Source organism: Croceicoccus bisphenolivorans, assembly GCF_001634625.1.
Classification (GTDB): Bacteria; Pseudomonadota; Alphaproteobacteria; order Sphingomonadales; family Sphingomonadaceae; genus Croceicoccus; species Croceicoccus bisphenolivorans.
This window is the reverse complement of the sequence record NZ_LRSE01000007.1, coordinates 42,581-60,552: the sequence shown is the minus strand read 5'-3', so window position 1 is coordinate 60,552 and position 17,972 is coordinate 42,581. Positions and strand designations below refer to the sequence as shown.

Here is a 17,972-nt window from a genome sequence, read left to right as displayed (position 1 = left end):
CAGTTACAACAGCCCTGTTGCCGTAATGCAAGTGCTGAGTGAGGCCCGATCAACCGCTTCCTTCAGCGGGCCGACGCTCAGTGCCGCGCGGAAAATGCGTCGGGGTCGATTTCCAGTTCAACCAATCGTTTGCGCAGGGTGTTGCGATTGATCCCCAGCATCTGCGCGGCGCGAAGCTGGTTGCCGCCGGTCGCGTCCAGCATGTGAGAGAACAGCGGGCGTTCGAAAGCGGCGATCGCGCGGGCGTAGATCTCCCCCGATTCGGGCGCATTGGCGGTAAGCCAGCGGCCCAGTGCGCCGGCCAGTTCATCCCCCTTTTCGCTGCCGGGCGGCGCGACATATTCCGCCTGCGCGCCAATCGCGACGGATCCGACGAAATCCTCGGCAAGTGCGGCACGGACCGATTGTTCGTCGATCACGTCTTCCCGCGCCAGCAGGGCGATGCGGTAGATGAAGTTCTTGAGTTCGCGGACATTGCCCCGCCATGGCTGGCGGCAAAGCAGATCGGCCGCGCCATCGCTGAGCACGTGGGCCGGCAGACCTTCGCGCGCAGCCTGTGAGAGGAAATGGCGGCTTAGCGAGGCGATATCGTCGCCCCGCTCCCGCAAGGCTGGAAGCTGGATCGGCACGACGTTGAGTCGGTAATAAAGGTCTTCGCGGAAGGACCCGTCAGCGATCTTGGGTAGCAGATCCTTGTTCGTGGCGGCCACGATGCGGGCGTTGACGGGTATCTCCTCCCGCCCGCCGACGCGCAGGATCGTGCCGGACTGCAGCGCCCGCAGCAGCCGCGTCTGGGCATGCATCGGCATGTCGCCGATTTCGTCAAGGAACAGCGTGCCGCCGCGGGCCTGCTCGAATTTCCCGATATGCCGGTTGAGCGCACCGGTGAATGCGCCCTTCTCATGACCGAACAGTTCCGATTCGATCAGTTCCGCCGGAATGGCGGCCGTGTTCACAGCCACGAACGGACCGGTGCTGCGCCCGCCAAGCTGATGGATCGCTTCGGCAACAAGCTCCTTGCCCGTACCTGATTCGCCAAGGATCAGCACCGTCAGGTCGTTGCGCAGCACGCGCGTGATCATCCGGTAAACCGCCTGCATCGCGGGCGAGCGCCCCACCAGCGGCAGTCCTACGCCCTCGTCCGCAGGATCAGGCAGTTTCGGCGATCCGGACGAGCCGATGGCCTGCTTTACCGCCTGCACCAGTTCGTCGAGATCGAAGGGTTTCGGGAAGTATTCGAATGCGCCGGCATCCGTCGCGCGAACCGCGGTATCCAGCGTATTTTGCGCGGACAGGATGATGATCGGCATGTCCGGACAGGCACTGCGCACCGCGCCGATGGTCTCTATGCCGTCACCGTCTTTCAGCAATACGTCGGTCAGCATCAGAGAAAAGGGGCGCCGCGCGATCAGTCTGTCGCGTTCGGCAATCGTGTCGCAGCGGACCACCTCCAGACCTTCGTCTTCGAGGGCGGTGGTGATCACGATGGCGATTGAAATGTCGTCTTCGACAAGGAGGATGGGAGAACTCACGCTGCAGCCTCGTCAACATGGTTTGCTGTGCGCTTGAACGTGGCGGCAACCGGCAGGTGGATGCGAAAATTCGTGCGTCCGGTATTCTCGTCGCGGTCGTGGCTGATGCGCCCGTCCATGTCACGCAGCAGCTTGCTCACTAGCGCCAGGCCCAGCCCCTGTCCCGCCTTTTTCGATGTGACGAAGGGTTCGAACAAGTGGTCGCGCACTGCCGGATCGATGCCCGGCCCGTTGTCCGAAACCGTGATCTCGATCGGCAGGCGAAGCGGGGAGCGTCCGGCCTGCGTACGCAGCGCGATGCCGCTGGCGAAACGGGTGCGGACGTTCACGGTCGGCCTTGCGCTGGTTCCGCAGGCTTCCACGGCATTGGTGAGAAGGTTGATCAGCACCTGCATCAGCGCTTCGCTATTGGCCATCACATCGGGCAGCGACGGGTCGAATTCCTCGACCAGCCGGACATCGCCCAGCCCCTTGGCCTCCACCACGGCAAGCGCGCGACGCACGGCGACATGGAGGTTGAGCGCGACGGCCGGTTCGCGGGTTCGCCGGCTGAGCGACTGCATCTGGTCAATCAGGTGGGCGATCCGGTCGACCTCGTCGGCGATCAGTTGGGCCAGCGGCCTGTCCTTGGCCCGCAGCTTGCGCGCGATTAGCTGGGCCGCGCCGCGAATACCGGCGAGCGGGTTCTTGATTTCGTGGGCAAGGATTTCGGGTGCGCGCAAAACCGAATTCTCGCGCTCCGCATCTCCCGTCCCGTCCAGTGAATCGAGCTCGGTCGGCACGTTCAGGGTAAGGATCTGCCAGCCCGGGTTGCCGATAACGGGGGCAATCATGACGTTCAGGCGGGCCGCATCGGCCTTGCCGATCTTTGCCGCGATATCGCGCGCGGTTATCTGGACCTCGCTGTCCGCCATCATCCCGATCAGCCGGCCATCGCCGAACTCGATCACGGAATCGAGCGATTTGCCCGCAAGCCGGCGGGCGCCCTGCCCCAGAAGCTGTTCCGCGGCCGCATTGACCTCTGCAATTTTCAGGCCCGGCCGCAGGACGACGATCGCTTGCGGCAGGCTGGCAAGAAGCTTGCCGGCATCGGGCGTGTCGCCCGACGGCCTGAGGAGGTTCACGCAGCCCTCCGCTCTGGATCGCCATCCAGCAGGGGGGCATAGAAATCGCGGATCATGGCCAGCGCCGCATCGGCATCGTCCACGAAATTGACCTTGTTACGGAATTCGGCCGATCCGGGCAGGCCCTTGGTGTACCAGCCAAGGTGCTTGCGCGCCATGCGCACGCCGGTGAAGCGGCCATAATGCTCCAGCATCGCATCGTAGTGTTCGACGATAAGCGCGAACTGTTCGGCCAGAGTCGGATCGCGGCGCACGTCGCGCCCCTCCAGCCAGTCCATGACCTGCCCCAGCAGCCATGGCTTGCCATAGGCTCCGCGCCCGATCATCACGCCGTCGGCACCGCTCTGGTCCAGCGCCTTGGCCGAATCGGCGATGCTGCAGATGTCTCCGTTCACGATGACCGGCAGCGAGACCGCTTCCTTCACATTGCGGACAAAGGCCCAGTCGGCGCTGCCCTTGTACATCTGGTTGCGAGTCCGCCCGTGGACGGTGATCATCTTCGCACCGAGATCTTCGGCAATGCGCGCCAGTTCGGGCGCGTTGAGGCTGGCGTGATCCCAGCCCATGCGCATCTTCACCGTAACCGGCACGGACACGGCCTTTACCGTTGCCTCGATCAGGCTGGCTGCCAGCGGCAGATCGCGCATCAACGCGCTTCCCGCATCGCCATTGACGACCTTCTTCACCGGGCAACCCATGTTGATGTCGATGATCGCCGCGCCGCGGTCCTCGTTCAGCTTGGCGGCCTCGGCCATCTCTGTCGGGCTGCATCCGGCAAGCTGCAGCGACACCGGTTCCTCGCACGGGTCCCAGTCCGCTTTCTGCAGCGACTGGCGGGTCTCGCGGATCATCGCGGGGCTGGCGATCATCTCGGTCACGTTCAGGCCGGAACCGAACTTGCGCACCAGCGTCCGGAACGGGCGATCGGTGACACCGGTCATCGGCGCCAGAATCACTGGCGTCGTCACGGAAACCGGACCGATCGCGATTGGATCGAGTTTGGGCGGAACGGGATGTTGCATATGCGAATGTGCCTAAAATTTAGGCAGGCGTTTAATCGAAACGGTGTCATGCGGCAAGACCCGCTGGCGACACTGGATTATGCCGCCCCGTCGGGCTAAGCGCCGCGCCATGGATAGTGCCCGCCCTCACCCCGGCAACACCGACAGGACCGTTGCGGTCATCGTTGCAGCCGGAAAGGGCGAGCGGGCCGGTGGCGGGCTTCCCAAGCAGTTCAGGGTAGTCGCTGGCCAAAGCCTCGTCGCCCACTGCATCGCCGCCTTCACCGGCCATCCCGCGATCGACGATGTGCTGGTGGTCATCGCTCAGGGGCAGGAAGGCCTGCTGGCGCAGGCCACGGCAGGCTGTGCCTGGCCCCGCTTCGTGCATGGCGGCTTGGAACGGCACGATTCGGTGGCCAACGCGCTGGCGATGCTGGCGTCCGAGGGTGGTGCGAAGCGTGTCCTGATCCACGACGCTGCACGCCCGTTCTGTCCCGCGAGGGTAATCGACGGCCTGCTCTCTGCGCTTGCAAACCACGACGGGGCCGTTCCCGCGTTGCCCGTTGTCGATACGCTGGCGACTGGCGAAGGCGCTCTGCTCGGTCCCACGGTTCCGCGCGCGGGATTATGGCGGATCCAGACACCGCAGGCGTTTCGCTTCGATGCGCTGGTTTCGGCGCACAGGACATGGCCTGACGGGCGAGAAGCCACCGACGACGCCCAAATGGTCCGCGCCAATGGCGGCACCATCGCGATTGTCGAAGGAGATGCGATGCTCGAAAAACTGACGCACCCCGCCGACTTCGAGCGGGCAGAGGCCATCCACGGCATTCCGGTGTTCCGCACCGGTAGCGGTTACGATGTCCACCGGCTCGTCCCCGGTGACGGCGTCTGGCTTTGCGGCATCCATGTTCCGCACTCCAGATCGCTGTCAGGGCACAGCGATGCGGATGTGGCGCTTCACGCGCTGACCGACGCGCTCCTGGGCGCGGCGGCGCTGGGCGATATCGGCCAGCATTTCCCGCCTTCGGACCCGCAATGGAAAGGCGCGCCCTCGCATCTCTTCCTCACCCATGCAGCGAAACTCGCGCGAGAGGCGGGTTTCGTCCTTGGCAATGCGGACGTTACAATCATCTGCGAAGCGCCGAAGGTCGGCCCCCATCGTAACGCCATGCGAGCACGGATCGCCGAACTGCTGGCGGTTGACATCGCGGCCATATCGGTGAAGGCGACCACGACCGAACGGCTGGGGTTCACCGGTCGCGGTGAAGGTATCGCGGCCCAGGCCCAGGTTCTCTTGCGCCGGATTTAGGAACCTGTCGGACTACTCCCGCATTTAGCAGTCAAACGGACACTCATGGACGATATTCTCCCCTCCGATCTCGTCGCGCTTGCCGAAAAGGTCATTCAGGCCCACCGCGAGCGCGGGACGACCATTTCCGTGGCCGAAAGCTGCACCGGTGGCCTCGTCGCTGCAGCGCTCACGGAAATTCCCGGATCGTCCGCCGTTCTGGACCGCGCCTTCGTCTCTTACTCGAACGACGCGAAGATGGAGATGCTGGCGGTTCCGTCCGATCTGATCGAGACTTTCGGCGCCGTTTCCATCGCCGTTGCATGGTCGATGGCGCAGGGTGCGCTTGCCCATTCGAAGGCCGACCTTGCCGTGGCGATCACCGGTATCGCCGGACCGGAAGGCGGCAGTGAGTTGAAGCCGGTGGGCACGGTGGTCTTCGCAAGGGCGCGCCGCAAGGACCTTGATGACAAGGAACCGGCCGCCGAACTCAAGAAATTCGACTGCAAGACCCGCGCCGAAGTGCGCCATCAGGCGGCGATCTGCGCGCTTGAACTGTTGCTGCCGAAGCCTTCCAACTCTGCCTGATCAGACTGGCTCGCCGTAAAGCTCGTGGGCGCGCGTTTCGAAAGCGCCCACCATCTTGCGGAAGGCACGGTCGAGGTATTGGCCGGCCAATGCTTCGAAAACCGAGTTCCGGAACGTGAAGTCGACGCAAAAGTCGATCCGGCAGTTCGTTTCGGTCAGCGGCTCGAAATGCCAGCTGTTTTCCAGATGGCTGAGCGGCCCGTCGACATATTCCACCAGGATCCGCGTCGGGCGCTGTTTGTGGACTTTCGACGTGAACTTCTCGCGCAGCGCCTTGAAGCCGACCATCATGTCGGCGACCATTTCGGTCTCGCTGTCGGATTTCACCCGGGTGGCGACAACCCATGGCAGGAACTGCTGGTACTTGCCCACATCCGCCACCAGATCGAACATCTGACCGGCGCTATAGGGAAGCTCGCGCGACTCGCGAATATTCGGCATCAGTCGGGCAGGCTCACTTCGCAGTTGCGGCTTTCGCAAGCTTCGCCTCGCGCGCGGCGCGCATTTCGGCAAAGTCGTCACCGGCGTGATAGCTGGAACGCGTCAGCGGACTGGACGCCACTTGCAGGAAGCCCTTGGCCCGCGCGATCGAACCCAGCGCGTCGAACTGCTGCGGGGTCACGAAATCGATGACCTTGTGATGCTTGGGTGTGGGCTGCAGGTACTGGCCCATCGTCAGGAAGTCGATGTCGGCACTGCGCATGTCGTCCATCACCTGATGGATTTCCAGTCGCTGTTCGCCAAGGCCGAGCATGATGCCGCTCTTGGTAAAGATCGACGGGTCGAGGTTCTTCACCTCTTCCAGCAGCCGCAACGATGCGTAGTAGCGCGCACCGGGCCGCACGGTCGGGTAAAGGCGCGGCACGGTTTCGAGATTGTGGTTATAGACATCGGGCCGCGCCTCAACGATGGCAGCTACCGCCTTCTTCATCTTGCCGCGGAAGTCGGGGGTCAGGATCTCGATCGTCGTGTTGGGCGTGCGCTTGCGCAGTTCCTCGATCACCTTGACGAAGTGGCCGGCACCGCCGTCGGGCAGATCGTCGCGGTCGACCGATGTGATCACGATATGCTCCAGCCCCATTTCGGCTGCGGCAGTCGCGACGTTCACCGGCTCCATCGGGTCCAGCACGCGCGGCATTCCGGTCTTCACGTTGCAGAAGCGGCAGGCGCGGGTGCAGACATCACCCAGAATCATCACGGTCGCATGCTTCTTGGTCCAGCATTCGCCGATGTTCGGGCAGGCCGCTTCCTCGCAGACCGTGTTCAGTTTCAGGTCGCGCATCAGGCGGCGCGTTTCGGCATAACCCTTGCTGGTCGGTGCCTTTACGCGAATCCAGTCGGGCTTGCGGCGGCGTTCTGCCTGCTGCTCGGTCTTGAGGTCGGCGCTTGCGGGTATCTCGTTCATGGGGCTCCACATAGGCCCGTCGCTTGCCAGTCGCAATGGTTGGCGGCAAAGGGAGCGCATGACCGATTCTCCTTCCGCCTTCGAGGCCCTGAACGCCGGCTACATGCGCTTTCGCGAGAAGCTATGGCATCCCCAGCACGAACGCTGGATGCGCCTGAAAGACGGGCAGTCGCCGAAGGTCATGGTCATCTCCTGTTCCGACAGCCGCGTCGATCCGGCGCAGGTGTTCGATGTCGATCCCGGCGAGATTTTCGTGGTGCGCAACGTGGCCGCGATGGTCCCCCCGTTCGAAACGACGCCGGGGCATCACGGTGTATCGGCAGCCCTTGAATTCGCCGTTCAGGTGCTTGAGGTCGAGGAAATCGTGGTGCTGGGCCACGGCATGTGCGGCGGCTGTCAGGCAGCGCTGACCCAGAAGATGCAGGGCGCGGAACCCGGCAGGGGCGGTTTCATCGCCGACTGGATCGAGCTTCTCGACGATGCCCGCGACGAAGTCGCCGCCAAACACGGAACCGAAGGGCGCAAGGCAGAACGGGCCATGGAGCAGGCGGCAGTGAAGGTTTCGATCGAGAACCTGCGCACTTTCCCCTGCATCCAGCAGAAGGAAGCCAAGGGCAAACTGACCTTGCGCGGCGGGTTCTTCGCTATCTCCGATGGTGTTCTGCACTGGCTGGACGAAGCAACCGGCCAGTTCTCGCCCGCGGCCTGAGCAGGCCGGCATGGAAGATACGATAGAAGCCGGCGCCAATTTTTCCGGGCCGCGCCATCCGCTCGCCTATCGCGATTATCGCCTTTTCTGGGTCGCCCGGTTCTGCGGCGTCATAGCCACGCTTTCGCTGGTCGTTGTGCTGGGCTGGCAGGTTTACGATGTCGCGCGGTCTGACTATGGCATGAGCCGGAGCGCGGCTGCGTTTCAACTTGGCATTCTGGGCTTCGTGCAATTCGTGCCACTGTTCCTGCTGACGCCTGTGTCGGGGCTCGTGGCAGACCGATACGATCGGCGCACGGTCGCTACCATTTCCGTCATGCTCGACATGGTGGTTGCCTCCGGCCTTGGCCTTGCCACGTGGCTGGGGGCGTTGTCGTTGCCGATTCTGTTCGGGCTGGCCGCAATGCATGGCATCGCGCGCATATTCTTTGGCCCTGCGATGAGCTCGCTTGCCCCCAACCTCGTGCCGGCACCGGTCATCCCACGCGCGATCGCGACCAATTCGATCGCATGGCAATTTGCAAGCGTGCTGGGGCCCGCCGTTGGCGGCATGCTTTACGCGGTCTTCCCGTCGCTGCCCTATATTGTGGCGGTTGGCCTGCTCGGCGTGTCGGCGGTCCTGATTTCGCTCATCAAGCCGCGCACTCAGCCCGATATCGATCGCACGGTACGCCCGGTCGTGCAGATCAAGGAAGGCCTGCGCTTCGTCTGGCACGACCGCTTTCTGCTCGGTGCGATCTCGCTCGATCTCTTTGCCGTGCTGCTTGGCGGGGTGACTGCGCTTTTGCCGGTGTTCGCCCGCGACATTCTGCAGGTAGGCCCGGTCGGTCTTGGCTGGATGCGTGCGGCCCCGGCCATCGGCGCAGGTCTGGTCGCACTGTGGTTCGCGTTAAAGCCGATGGAGCGCAACGTTGGCGTCAAGATGCTCTGGGCCGTCGGCATCTACGGCGCGGCCACGGCGGTTTTCGGGTTCAGTCACACCCTGCTTTACAGCCTCGCCCTGCTCGTCATTCTTGGCGCGGCGGACATGGTTTCCGTTTTCGTGCGCAATTCGCTTATCCAACTGAACACGCCTGACAACATGCGTGGGCGGGTATCTTCCCTGTCCGGGCTCGCCATATCGGCCTCCAACGAGCTGGGCGAACTGCAGTCCGGCGTGGCTGCCGCGATCCTCGGCGCGACGGGAGCGGTTGTCTTTGGCGGTGCCGGGGCGATATTGGTAACCCTGATCTGGGCGTTAGCATTTCCTGAATTGAAGAACGCCCGCACATTCGCTCCCACCTACCGGGAGTAGGCATAGGGACAAGGAGCCGCGACAATGAAGGCCGACAGCGTACTCGCAACCATCGGAAACACGCCCCACATCCGCCTGTCACGGCTGTTTCCGGACCACGAGGTGTGGATCAAGTCCGAACGATCCAATCCCGGCGGCTCGATCAAGGATCGCATTGCCCTCGCCATGGTCGAACAGGCGGAGGCGGACGGCCACCTGAAGCCCGGCGGCACGATTATCGAGCCGACGTCGGGCAACACCGGCATCGGCCTTGCCATGGTGGCGGCGGTAAAGGGCTACAACCTTGTCCTGGTCATGCCCGAATCGATGTCGCTTGAACGCCGCCGCCTGATGCTGGCCTATGGCGCGACTTTCGATCTCACCCCGCGCGAGCTTGGCATGAAGGGTGCCCTCGCCCGCGCGCAGGAACTGGTCGCCGAAACGCCGAACAGCTGGATGCCGCAGCAGTTCGAGAACCCGGCCAATATCTCGGTCCACGCCCGTACTACCGCGCGCGAGATCATGGCCGACTTCATGGAGAATCCCGTTGATGTGCTGATCACCGGCGTCGGCACCGGCGGTCACCTGACCGGCTGTGCGGAGGCGCTGAAGGAGAAGTGGAGCGGGTTGAAGGCCTATGCGGTAGAGCCGGAACTCTCGCCGGTTATTTCCGGCGGCCAACCCGGTCCGCACCCGATCCAGGGCATTGGCGCAGGGTTCATTCCGGGCAACCTGCACACCCGTTCGATCGATGGCGCGATTCAGGTCGGTGCTGAAGAGGCCAAGGAAATGGCACGCAATTGCGCGCGGACCGAAGGGTTGCTTGTCGGCATCAGTTCGGGCGCGACGCTGGCTGCCATCGCCAAGAAATTGCCGGACCTGCCAAGCGGTTCGCGCATTTTAGGCTTCAACTACGATACGGGTGAGCGTTACCTCTCGGTGCCGGAATTCCTGCCGGAATGAACGGGTTCGAGGAGCATTGCTTCGATCACGACGGCGTGACCTATCGCGCTGCCGTGATCAGACCGGTGGTCGAAAATCCGCGCGGAGCAGTGCTCGTCTGCCCGACCATCGCTAATCGAAACGAAGCGATGGACCTTCGCGCGCGGATGCTGGCCGATGCAGGGTTCGTGGCCGTGATCGGCGACTTCTACGGTAGCGATATGCCGGCTGATATCGAGGACGTGTTCGCCGCCGGCAGGTTGCTGATGCAGGATACATTGCGATTTCGCAGCGTGCTGGACGCCAACCTTGCCGCTGCACGATCGGTCGTTCCCGACCTGACGTTTGCAGCCATCGGCTTCTGCATGGGCGGGATGGCAGTGCTCGAACTCGGGCGCGCCGGTGCGGACCTTTGCGCTATAGTCAGCTTCCACGGATTGCTGGCAACCGGTGCGCCTGCAACAGGATCAATCGCGCCGGTTGTCCTTGTGTGCCATGGCGATGCCGACCCGATGGTTCCGCGCGACCATGTTCTGGCGTTCGAAGAGGAAATGGATGCCGCCAATGCCCAGTGGCAGTTGATGGCATTCGGCGGGGTCAAGCACGGCTTCACCGATCCGGCTTCGGACCTGCGGGACCTTCCCGCCGTTGCCTACAACGCGCGGGCCGACCGGCAGAGCTGGTCGGCCGCAATGCTGCTGCTGGACGAACTTTTTCCCGCCTGACGCCTCAGCCGGTGCGGGCGAACGCTTCCGCCGGCATGGCCATCATCGTGTCCGATCCGTTCTGCAGCTTGCGCCGCAGGGCACCGGCGTCGGGCAGAAGGCTTTCCGCGAAATGGCGCGCGGTGATCAGCTTCGCTTCCATGAAGCCCGCGTCTTCCGCACCCGCATCCAGCGACTTGGCTGCCGCGATGGCCGAACGTAGCCACATCCAGCCCAGCGAAACGAGACCGAGAATGTCCATGTAGTGGTAGGCCGCCGATCCCACGTTGTTCGGGTTGGCCGGACCGTTCTGCATCAGCCACATCGACGCGGCCTTCAACTCGCCATTCGCCTTGCCGAGGGCACTTGCCAGTTCGGCCAGACGTTCGTCACCGCCAGCGGATTCGATGTCCTTGTCGACCATTGCGAACAGGGCCTGGACCGCGCGGCCGCCGTGCATCGGCAGTTTTCGCCCGACCAGATCCATTGCCTGAACGCCATTGGCGCCTTCGTAGATTTGCGTAATGCGGGCATCGCGGACGAACTGCTCCATGCCGTTTTCTGCAATGTAGCCGTGCCCGCCCCACACTTGCTGCATGTCGCGCGCGACCTGCATGCCGATGTCGGTGCCGATGGCCTTCACGATCGGCGTCAGCAGCTGGACCATGTCGTCGGCGGCGGATCGCGTCTCTTCGCTTGTCGCATTTTTCGCGAGGTCAGCCTGCAGCGCGACCCACAGCGCAAGGGCGCGCATTCCCTCCACCCGCGCCCGCGAATCCAGCAGAAGGCGGCGGACATCGGGGTGGACGACCAGCGGGTCGGCACTCTCGTTCGGATCGACCGGACCGGTAAGCGCCCTGCCCTGACGGCGGTCGAGAGCATAGGCAGCGCCGTTCTGGTAGGCATTCTCGGCCTGAGAGTAGCCCTGCAGGCCAACCCACAGGCGCGCGGCGTTCATCATTATGAACATCGCGGCAAGGCCCTTGTTCTCCTCGCCGACCAGCCAACCTTTGGCTCCGTCGTAATTCATCACGCAGGTCGAATTGGCGTGAATGCCCATCTTCTCTTCTATCGAGCCGCATGACAGGCTGTTCCGCTCACCCGGATTGCCATCGGCGTCGGGGATGAACTTTGGCACGATGAACATCGATATGCCCTTGGTGCCCTTTGGCGCATCGGGCGTGCGGGCAAGGACCAGATGGACGATATTGTCGGTCAGATCATGCTCGCCGGAAGAGATGAAGATCTTCGTGCCCGTTATCGAATGGCTGCCATCGCCGTTGGGTTCGGCACGTGTGCGCAGCAGGCCAAGGTCAGTGCCGGCGTGCGGTTCGGTGAGGTTCATGGTCCCCGTCCACTCGCCGCTCGCCATTTTCGGAACGTAGAGGTCCCGCAATTTCCGTGACGCGCGTGCCTCGATTGCTTCGATCGCACCGGCGGTCAGGCCGAAATACATCCCGAATGCCATGTTCGCCGATGTCATGAACTCTTCGACCGCAAAACTCAGCACACCGGGAAGCCCCTGCCCCCCAACCTCAGGATCCATCGCGAGCGTGCTCCAGCCGGCTTCGCGCACCTGCTGATACATCTCGCGGAAACCCGATGGTGTGGTGACAGAACCATCCTCGTTCCGCGTGCAGCCTTCACGGTCCGCAGGGAGATTCGTTGGAGCGACAACTTCGGCGAAGAAGCGGCCTGCCTCTTCAAGGATCGGCGCGATCATGTCGGCCTCGAAAGCCTCGAATCCGGGCTGTCCGGCCAGTTCTGGAAGGCCGATGACCTGTTCGAGCACGAAGCGAGTATCGCGCACGGGAGCGGTATAGGTGGGCATGTCAGTCCTCTTTCTTGTCCGGGTCCATCGTGGCCTCGATTTCGTCGATGAAATCCTTGAGGACGCCTATGGCCCAAACAATGTCATTTTGCTGGCGTTCCAGTTTCGCGATCTGCTCGCGGCAGCGTTCGATGGTCACCCGGCGCTGGACGACGCGGTTGTCGTCAAGATCGTACAAGTCCAGCATCTCGCCCACTTCGTTGAGTGAGAAGCCGACGCCCTTGGCGCGTTCGATCCAGTGCAAGCGGGCGCGATCACGTTCAGAATAGATCCGCTGCGTGCCCTGCCGCTCTGGTGCGAGAAGGCCCCGCTCCTCATAGAAGCGGAGGGCGCGCGGCGTTATCCCGAACTCCTCGGAGAGTTCGGCAATCGACCACGTGCGCGACGAGTCCTGTTCGAAACCTTCGGCCTCTTTCATGACCGAAGATATAGATTACGTTTACGTTAACGTCAAGCAGTCGGAGCGAGACCGTCGGGCGTGACCCGACGATAAAAACAGCTGCGCGCATTGGTGTGACACGCAGGCCCGTGGGCCTCCACGCGAAGAACGAGGCAGTCCTGATCGCAATCGACCAGCATCTCGACCAGCGAGAGGACATGGCCCGACGTCTCTCCCTTCTTCCAGAGCTTGCCGCGCGAACGTGACCAGAAATGCGCGAAACCCGTAGTGCGCGTCAGATCGAGGGCGTCCGCATTCATATGCGCGACCATCAGCACCTCGCCGCCTTTGGCATCCACGCAAACGGCAGTGATCAGCCCGTTTGCGTCGAATTTCGGCGTGAAAGCGGTAGTCGTCTCTATCGTCGGGGCGGACATGCGAACCTTTCGGAATTGTTCTTGCCGGGATGTTCCGGCAAGCGGGTTGTTGCACGATAGGCACACCGTTGCATAATATCCATGCCAAACCTGAAAGCACTCTTTCCTCGGCCCTCGGTGATGTGCACAACACCCTCACGGCTTGAGGGAGCCGGACGCCCGCAAGGGCAAAGACGTTATCGCAGACGTCCTCTGATGCGGTCTACGTTCAGGGATTGGCGGTGCCGGGGGGGGCCGCCGCTTATTGAGGGGATCGGGCGGCAGCTCGGGATCGACGGGGTCCCTGATGCGCCGAACACCCGATTAGTCACGCGGGACGCCCGGGATCATCGATCCCGGGCGTTTCCGTTTCTGTCGCTCAGGTCTGCGAATCCGGCACCGGCATAACCGGATCTCCTGCGATCACGCGCGCATAGCAGGCGATCACCACCCGCCGTGCCCCCGCCTTCTTCAGTGTGCGGACGCAGGCATCGCTTGTCGCTCCGCTGGTCAGCACGTCATCGACGAGAACGATATCGCGCCCGCTGACCAAGCTTGCCTTGCTCGCTGCCATGGCAATCGCGCCTTTCAGCGCATCTTTCCGCTCTTTCGGGTCGAGACCGCCAAGGCTGGGGGTCGCCTTGCGCCGTGTCAGCCCATCGGGCACGAATTGCCACCCACGCGCCCGTGCCAGAGACCGGCCCAGCAATGCCGACTGGTTGTAGCCGCGTTTCCACAACCGGCCACGATGCAGCGGGACGGGTATTACCAGCGGCTCGCCCTCGACCCTGCCCGAAAGCCGCGCCGCCAGCGTTCGCCCCATTGGGCCGGCAAGTGCGATCCTGCCCGCGTGTTTCAGGTCCAGCACCATCTGGCGCGAAACGTCGCCATAAACCGTGGCCGCGACGATCCCGTTATGCACCGGCGCTTGGGCAAGGCACCGTCCGCACTGCGCATCAACGCCCAGGTGATCGGCGCCGAACGGATGCTGGCATGTAGCGCAACACGGTTCGCCGGGAATTTGAAGCTTGCCCCAGCACTCTGCGCAAAGGGCATCGTCGCCGGCTATGCCGGACGCGATAGCATCGCCGCACGACGGACAGCGCGGCGGAAAGACGAAATCGATAACCGGAGCAAGGGCTTGGCGAAAATTCACGTCGCGAGTGGTGCATTGCTCCGCCGCCGGGCGCAAGCTTGCGCATCACGTCCTTCACCGGCAATGGGGCGTTCATGGATACGCCGCCCCCGCCCCGCATCTTTTCGCCGCAGCGCCGGCTTTCCGCGCGCCTGCGCATGGCCCGCCTGCGTGAGCGGGGCGAGGCGGTATCGACGATTTCGCGAGAGCTTGCCGCAGATGCACTGGACCGGCTCGGCTTTCTGAACCGTCAATTCGCGCGCGTGCTGGTGATCGGCGACACCACCGGTGCCTTTGCTGCTGGGATTGTTGCAGCGGGGATTGGCGGCGCCGAAAGCATTACCGTTGCCGATCCTTGCGCCGCGCTGGGAGAGTCGATCGACGAGGAGCGCCCGCTTCCCGGCGGGCCCTACGATCTCATCGTTTCGCTGGGCCTGCTCGATAGCGTCAACGACCTCCCCGGGGCATTGACGCTCATGAAGCGGGCGCTCGCCGCTGACGGCCTGATGATTGCAAGCTTCATCGGTGCCGGTTCATTGCCCGCGCTGCGCAAGGTGATGATCGCGGCTGACGGCGAGCGTCCGGCACCGCGTATCCATCCGCAGGTCGATGTTCGCGCCGCAGGCCAGCTGATGACGCGCATCGGCTTTGCCAGCCCGGTGGTTGACGGGTGGAGCTTCGATGTGGGGTTCGAAGACCTCGGCCAGCTGGTGGCGGACTTGCGCGCGCAGGCATCGTGCAATGTGCTGGCAGATCCCGGCCCGGCTTTCGGCAAGGCGGCAATGCAAAGGGCGCGAAACGCATTCGCGGACGAAGCCGGTGAAGATGGCCTCGTCCGCGAACGTTTTGAAGTTGTCACACTGAGCGGGTGGAGCCCCGCCTCGCGCACGTAGGGTCAGGCGTTCAGCGCTGCCTGGGCCGCCGCAAGGCGCGCAATCGGCACGCGATAGGGCGAGGCCGACACGTAATCGAGCCCGACCTTCTCGCAGAAGGCGATCGATGCCGGATCGCCGCCATGTTCGCCGCAGATGCCCAGCTTGATGTCGGGCCGCGTTGCACGACCACGCTCCGCAGCCAGTTCGACCAGTTGGCCGACGCCTTCGATGTCGAGGCTGACGAATGGGTCGCGCGGGTAGATGCCCTTGTCGACGTAGGGGCCGAGGAAGCGGGCGGCATCGTCGCGGCTTACGCCGAGCGTCGTCTGTGTCAGGTCGTTGGTGCCGAACGAGAAGAAAGTACCCTCTTCCGCGATCTCGCCCGCCATCAGCGCGGCGCGCGGCAATTCGATCATCGTGCCGACGAGATAGTCGAGCGTCGTGCCCTTCGCCGCAAACACTTCGCCAGCGACCGTGTTCACCAGCGCCTTCAGGATTTCCAGCTCGCGCTTGGTGGCTACCAGCGGGATCATGATCTCCGGCACTGGAGCTTCACCGCTTTCGACCGCGACTTCGATCGCCGCTTCGAAAATGGCCTGCGCCTGCATCTCGTAAATCTCGGGGAACGTGATGCCTAGGCGGCAGCCACGGTGACCGAGCATCGGGTTGAACTCGTGCAGTTCGTCAGCACGGCGCTTCAGATGATCGATGCCGTAGCCGGTGATTTCGGCCAGTTCCTCGAACTCTGCATCGCCCTGCGGCAGGAACTCGTGCAGCGGTGGATCGAGCAGGCGGATAGTGACCGGAAGGCCCGCCATCTCTGTAAAAATCGCCTTGAAGTCGCTGCGCTGTTCGGGAAGCAGCTTGGCAAGAGCGGCCTCGCGGCCTTTCTTGTCCTCGGCCAGGATCATCTGGCGAACGCTGGAAATGCGGCCCGCGTCGAAGAACATGTGCTCCGTACGGCAAAGGCCGATACCCTCGGCACCGAACTGGCGCGCCATCTTGCAGTCGGCGGGCGTTTCGGCGTTGGTGCGCACCTTCATGCGGCGCTTTGCATCGGCCCACTCCATGAGCGTTGCGAAATCGCCGACCAGTTCCGGCTCGATGGTCGCCACCGCACCTAGCATGACTTCGCCGGTCGAACCGTCGAGAGTGAGGACATCGCCCTCCCTGATCTCGTTCGAACCGATGCGGGCGGTCTTCGTCTTGCGGTCGATCGACAGCGCCGATGCACCCGAAACGCAGGGGCGGCCCATGCCGCGGGCGACCACCGCCGCGTGGCTGGTCATGCCGCCGCGCGCGGTCAGGATGCCCTTTGCCGCGTGCATGCCATGAATGTCTTCGGGAGAGGTTTCGACACGGACGAGGATCACGTCCTCCCCCTTCTCGGCCCAGCTTTCCGCCGTATCGGCATCGAACACCGCCTTGCCCGAAGCCGCGCCAGGCGATGCGGGTAGGCCGTTGGTCAGCACATGGCGTTCGGCTTCCGGATCCAGCGTCGGGTGCAGCAACTGGTCGAGCGCCATCGGATCGACGCGGCGAATTGCGGTCGCTTCGTCGATCAGCCCTTCGTGGACCATGTCGACGGCCATCTTCAGCGCAGCCTTGGCCGTGCGCTTGCCGCTACGGGTCTGCAGCATCCACAAGGTGCCCTGCTGCACCGTGAATTCGATGTCCTGCATGTCCTTGTAGTGCTTTTCGAGCAGATCGAAGACCGTGGCGAGCTGACCGTAGGCTTCGGGCATGGCTTCTTCCATCGATGCCGGCGCGGCGCCGGCTGCCTCGCGCGCGTCCTTCGTCAGGTACTGCGGCGTGCGGATGCCGGCGACGACGTCCTCGCCCTGCGCGTTGATCAGGTATTCGCCGTAATAGGCCTTTTCACCCGTCGCCGGATCGCGCGTGAACGCAACGCCGGTGGCAGAGGTATCGCCCATGTTGCCGAAGACCATCGCCTGCACGTTCACTGCCGTGCCCCAGCCGCCGGGAATGTCGTTCAGGCGGCGATAGACTTTCGCGCGGTCCGAATCCCAGCTGGCGAAAACGGCTTCGATCGCGCCCCACAGCTGTTCCGACGGGTCCTGCGGGAACGGATGACCCAGTTCGCGCTCTGCAATCTGCTTGTATTCGGCGACCAGCGCCTTCCAGTCATCGGCGGTCAGCTCGATGTCGTTGAAGTAGCCCTTGTCCTCCTTCGCGATTTCCAGAGCTTCCTCGAACAGACCGTGATCGAGGCCGAGCACGACGTCGGCATACATCTGGATGAAGCGGCGGTAGGAGTCCCATGCGAAACGGTCATCGCCGGAAACGGCGGACAGGCCCTTCACCGTTTCGTCGTTGAGGCCAAGGTTCAGGACGGTGTCCATCATGCCCGGCATCGATACGCGCGCGCCCGAACGCACGGATACGAGCAGCGGGTCGGCGGGATCGCCGAAGGTCTTGCCCACCGTCTGTTCGATATGGCCAAGCGCCGTCTTGACCTGTGCGCGAAGGTCGTCGGAAAAGTTCGCGCCTTCCGCGAGATACTTGACGCACATCTCGGTCGTGATCGTGAAACCAGGAGGCACCGGCAGGCCGATCGAGGCCATTTCGGCAAGGTTCGCGCCCTTGCCACCGGTAATCGTCTTGTCCTTCGCGCGCGGATCGTCCGAAACCGCGTCACCCCCGAAGGTGTAGACATATTGCGTCATGATTGCATTGACCTCTTCTAGAAACGCCTTGCAGTGCAGCAAACAGTGCGCGGCAAGGACAAAGTCTCCCTCTGCTGCGC

Annotated in this window: 17 protein-coding genes; 7 read left to right on the top strand and 10 right to left on the bottom strand. The window is 63.4% G+C overall.

Annotated elements, in window-relative coordinates:
* Window positions 1–77: 77 nt before the first annotated feature.
* From A7A77_RS09440 to dusB, 3 genes are read right to left on the bottom strand one after another with little or no spacing between them, the layout of a single operon-like run.
* Window positions 78–1,532 (bottom strand): sigma 54-interacting transcriptional regulator, encoded by a 1,455-nt coding sequence (locus A7A77_RS09440; RefSeq protein ID WP_066556770.1) that lies wholly within the window; start codon window positions 1,530–1,532, stop codon window positions 78–80.
* On the bottom strand, window positions 1,529–2,656 hold the full coding sequence (locus A7A77_RS09435) for a two-component system sensor histidine kinase NtrB (protein ID WP_066556767.1): 1,128 nt from the start codon (window positions 2,654–2,656) through the stop codon (window positions 1,529–1,531). The genes A7A77_RS09440 and A7A77_RS09435 overlap by 4 nt, the downstream gene beginning before the upstream one ends.
* Complete coding sequence (gene dusB, locus A7A77_RS09430) at window positions 2,653–3,678, bottom strand: tRNA dihydrouridine synthase DusB (RefSeq protein ID WP_066556765.1); 1,026 nt, start codon at window positions 3,676–3,678, stop codon at window positions 2,653–2,655. Before dusB ends, A7A77_RS09435 begins: the two co-directional genes overlap by 4 nt.
* Window positions 3,679–3,787: 109 nt before the next feature.
* Between dusB and A7A77_RS09425 the strand changes: the two genes are divergently transcribed.
* Complete coding sequence (locus tag A7A77_RS09425; protein ID WP_066556763.1) at window positions 3,788–4,969, top strand: bifunctional 2-C-methyl-D-erythritol 4-phosphate cytidylyltransferase/2-C-methyl-D-erythritol 2,4-cyclodiphosphate synthase; 1,182 nt, start codon at window positions 3,788–3,790, stop codon at window positions 4,967–4,969.
* 45 nt (window positions 4,970–5,014) lie between these two features.
* Window positions 5,015–5,536, top strand: coding sequence for a CinA family protein (locus A7A77_RS09420; RefSeq protein WP_066556760.1), 522 nt, complete (start codon window positions 5,015–5,017; stop codon window positions 5,534–5,536).
* On the opposite strand, the gene A7A77_RS09415 is transcribed toward A7A77_RS09420, so the two are convergent.
* Together A7A77_RS09415 and lipA are read right to left on the bottom strand one after the other, a co-directional pair.
* Entirely contained in the window at window positions 5,537–5,977 is a 441-nt protein-coding gene (locus A7A77_RS09415; protein ID WP_066556757.1) for a type II toxin-antitoxin system RatA family toxin, read from the bottom strand.
* Window positions 5,978–5,990: 13 nt separating this feature from the next.
* Complete coding sequence (gene lipA / locus A7A77_RS09410) at window positions 5,991–6,941, bottom strand: lipoyl synthase (protein ID WP_066556755.1); 951 nt, start codon at window positions 6,939–6,941, stop codon at window positions 5,991–5,993.
* A 58-nt stretch (window positions 6,942–6,999) separates the two neighbouring features.
* Between lipA and A7A77_RS09405 the strand changes: the two genes are divergently transcribed.
* From A7A77_RS09405 to A7A77_RS09390, 4 genes are read left to right on the top strand one after another with little or no spacing between them, the layout of a single operon-like run.
* Entirely contained in the window at window positions 7,000–7,650 is a 651-nt protein-coding gene (locus A7A77_RS09405) for a carbonic anhydrase (RefSeq protein ID WP_066556753.1), read from the top strand.
* A 10-nt stretch (window positions 7,651–7,660) separates the two neighbouring features.
* Window positions 7,661–8,944, top strand: a complete 1,284-nt coding sequence (locus A7A77_RS09400; protein WP_066556751.1) for an MFS transporter — start codon at window positions 7,661–7,663, stop codon at window positions 8,942–8,944.
* Window positions 8,945–8,968: 24 nt separating this feature from the next.
* On the top strand, window positions 8,969–9,886 hold the full coding sequence (cysK, locus tag A7A77_RS09395) for a cysteine synthase A (RefSeq protein ID WP_066556748.1): 918 nt from the start codon (window positions 8,969–8,971) through the stop codon (window positions 9,884–9,886).
* A complete protein-coding gene (locus tag A7A77_RS09390) occupies window positions 9,883–10,590 on the top strand; it encodes a dienelactone hydrolase family protein (RefSeq protein ID WP_066556746.1) in 708 nt (235 codons plus the stop codon). The genes cysK and A7A77_RS09390 overlap by 4 nt, the downstream gene beginning before the upstream one ends.
* A 4-nt stretch (window positions 10,591–10,594) precedes the next feature.
* On the opposite strand, the gene A7A77_RS09385 is transcribed toward A7A77_RS09390, so the two are convergent.
* The 4 genes from A7A77_RS09385 to A7A77_RS09370 all read right to left on the bottom strand — a co-directional run bounded on the left by A7A77_RS09385 (window position 10,595) and on the right by A7A77_RS09370 (window position 14,351).
* Window positions 10,595–12,400 carry an acyl-CoA dehydrogenase C-terminal domain-containing protein gene (locus A7A77_RS09385; RefSeq protein WP_066556743.1) on the bottom strand — a complete coding sequence of 602 codons (1,806 nt, stop codon included), beginning with the start codon at window positions 12,398–12,400 and terminating at the stop codon, window positions 10,595–10,597.
* 1 nt (window position 12,401) lies between these two features.
* Complete coding sequence (locus A7A77_RS09380) at window positions 12,402–12,818, bottom strand: MerR family transcriptional regulator (RefSeq protein WP_066556737.1); 417 nt, start codon at window positions 12,816–12,818, stop codon at window positions 12,402–12,404.
* 32 nt (window positions 12,819–12,850) lie between these two features.
* Entirely contained in the window at window positions 12,851–13,216 is a 366-nt protein-coding gene (hisI, locus tag A7A77_RS09375) for a phosphoribosyl-AMP cyclohydrolase (protein ID WP_066556734.1), read from the bottom strand.
* Window positions 13,217–13,574: 358 nt separating this feature from the next.
* On the bottom strand, window positions 13,575–14,351 hold the full coding sequence (locus A7A77_RS09370) for a ComF family protein (protein ID WP_066556732.1): 777 nt from the start codon (window positions 14,349–14,351) through the stop codon (window positions 13,575–13,577).
* A gap of 74 nt (window positions 14,352–14,425) precedes the next feature.
* Here A7A77_RS09370 and A7A77_RS09365 point away from each other — a divergent pair, with 74 nt between their 5' ends.
* Window positions 14,426–15,223 carry a methyltransferase domain-containing protein gene (locus tag A7A77_RS09365; RefSeq protein WP_066556729.1) on the top strand — a complete coding sequence of 266 codons (798 nt, stop codon included), beginning with the start codon at window positions 14,426–14,428 and terminating at the stop codon, window positions 15,221–15,223.
* A gap of 2 nt (window positions 15,224–15,225) precedes the next feature.
* On the opposite strand, the gene ppdK is transcribed toward A7A77_RS09365, so the two are convergent.
* Entirely contained in the window at window positions 15,226–17,892 is a 2,667-nt protein-coding gene (ppdK, locus tag A7A77_RS09360; protein ID WP_066557105.1) for a pyruvate, phosphate dikinase, read from the bottom strand.
* Between the last annotated feature and the right edge of the window lie 80 nt (window positions 17,893–17,972).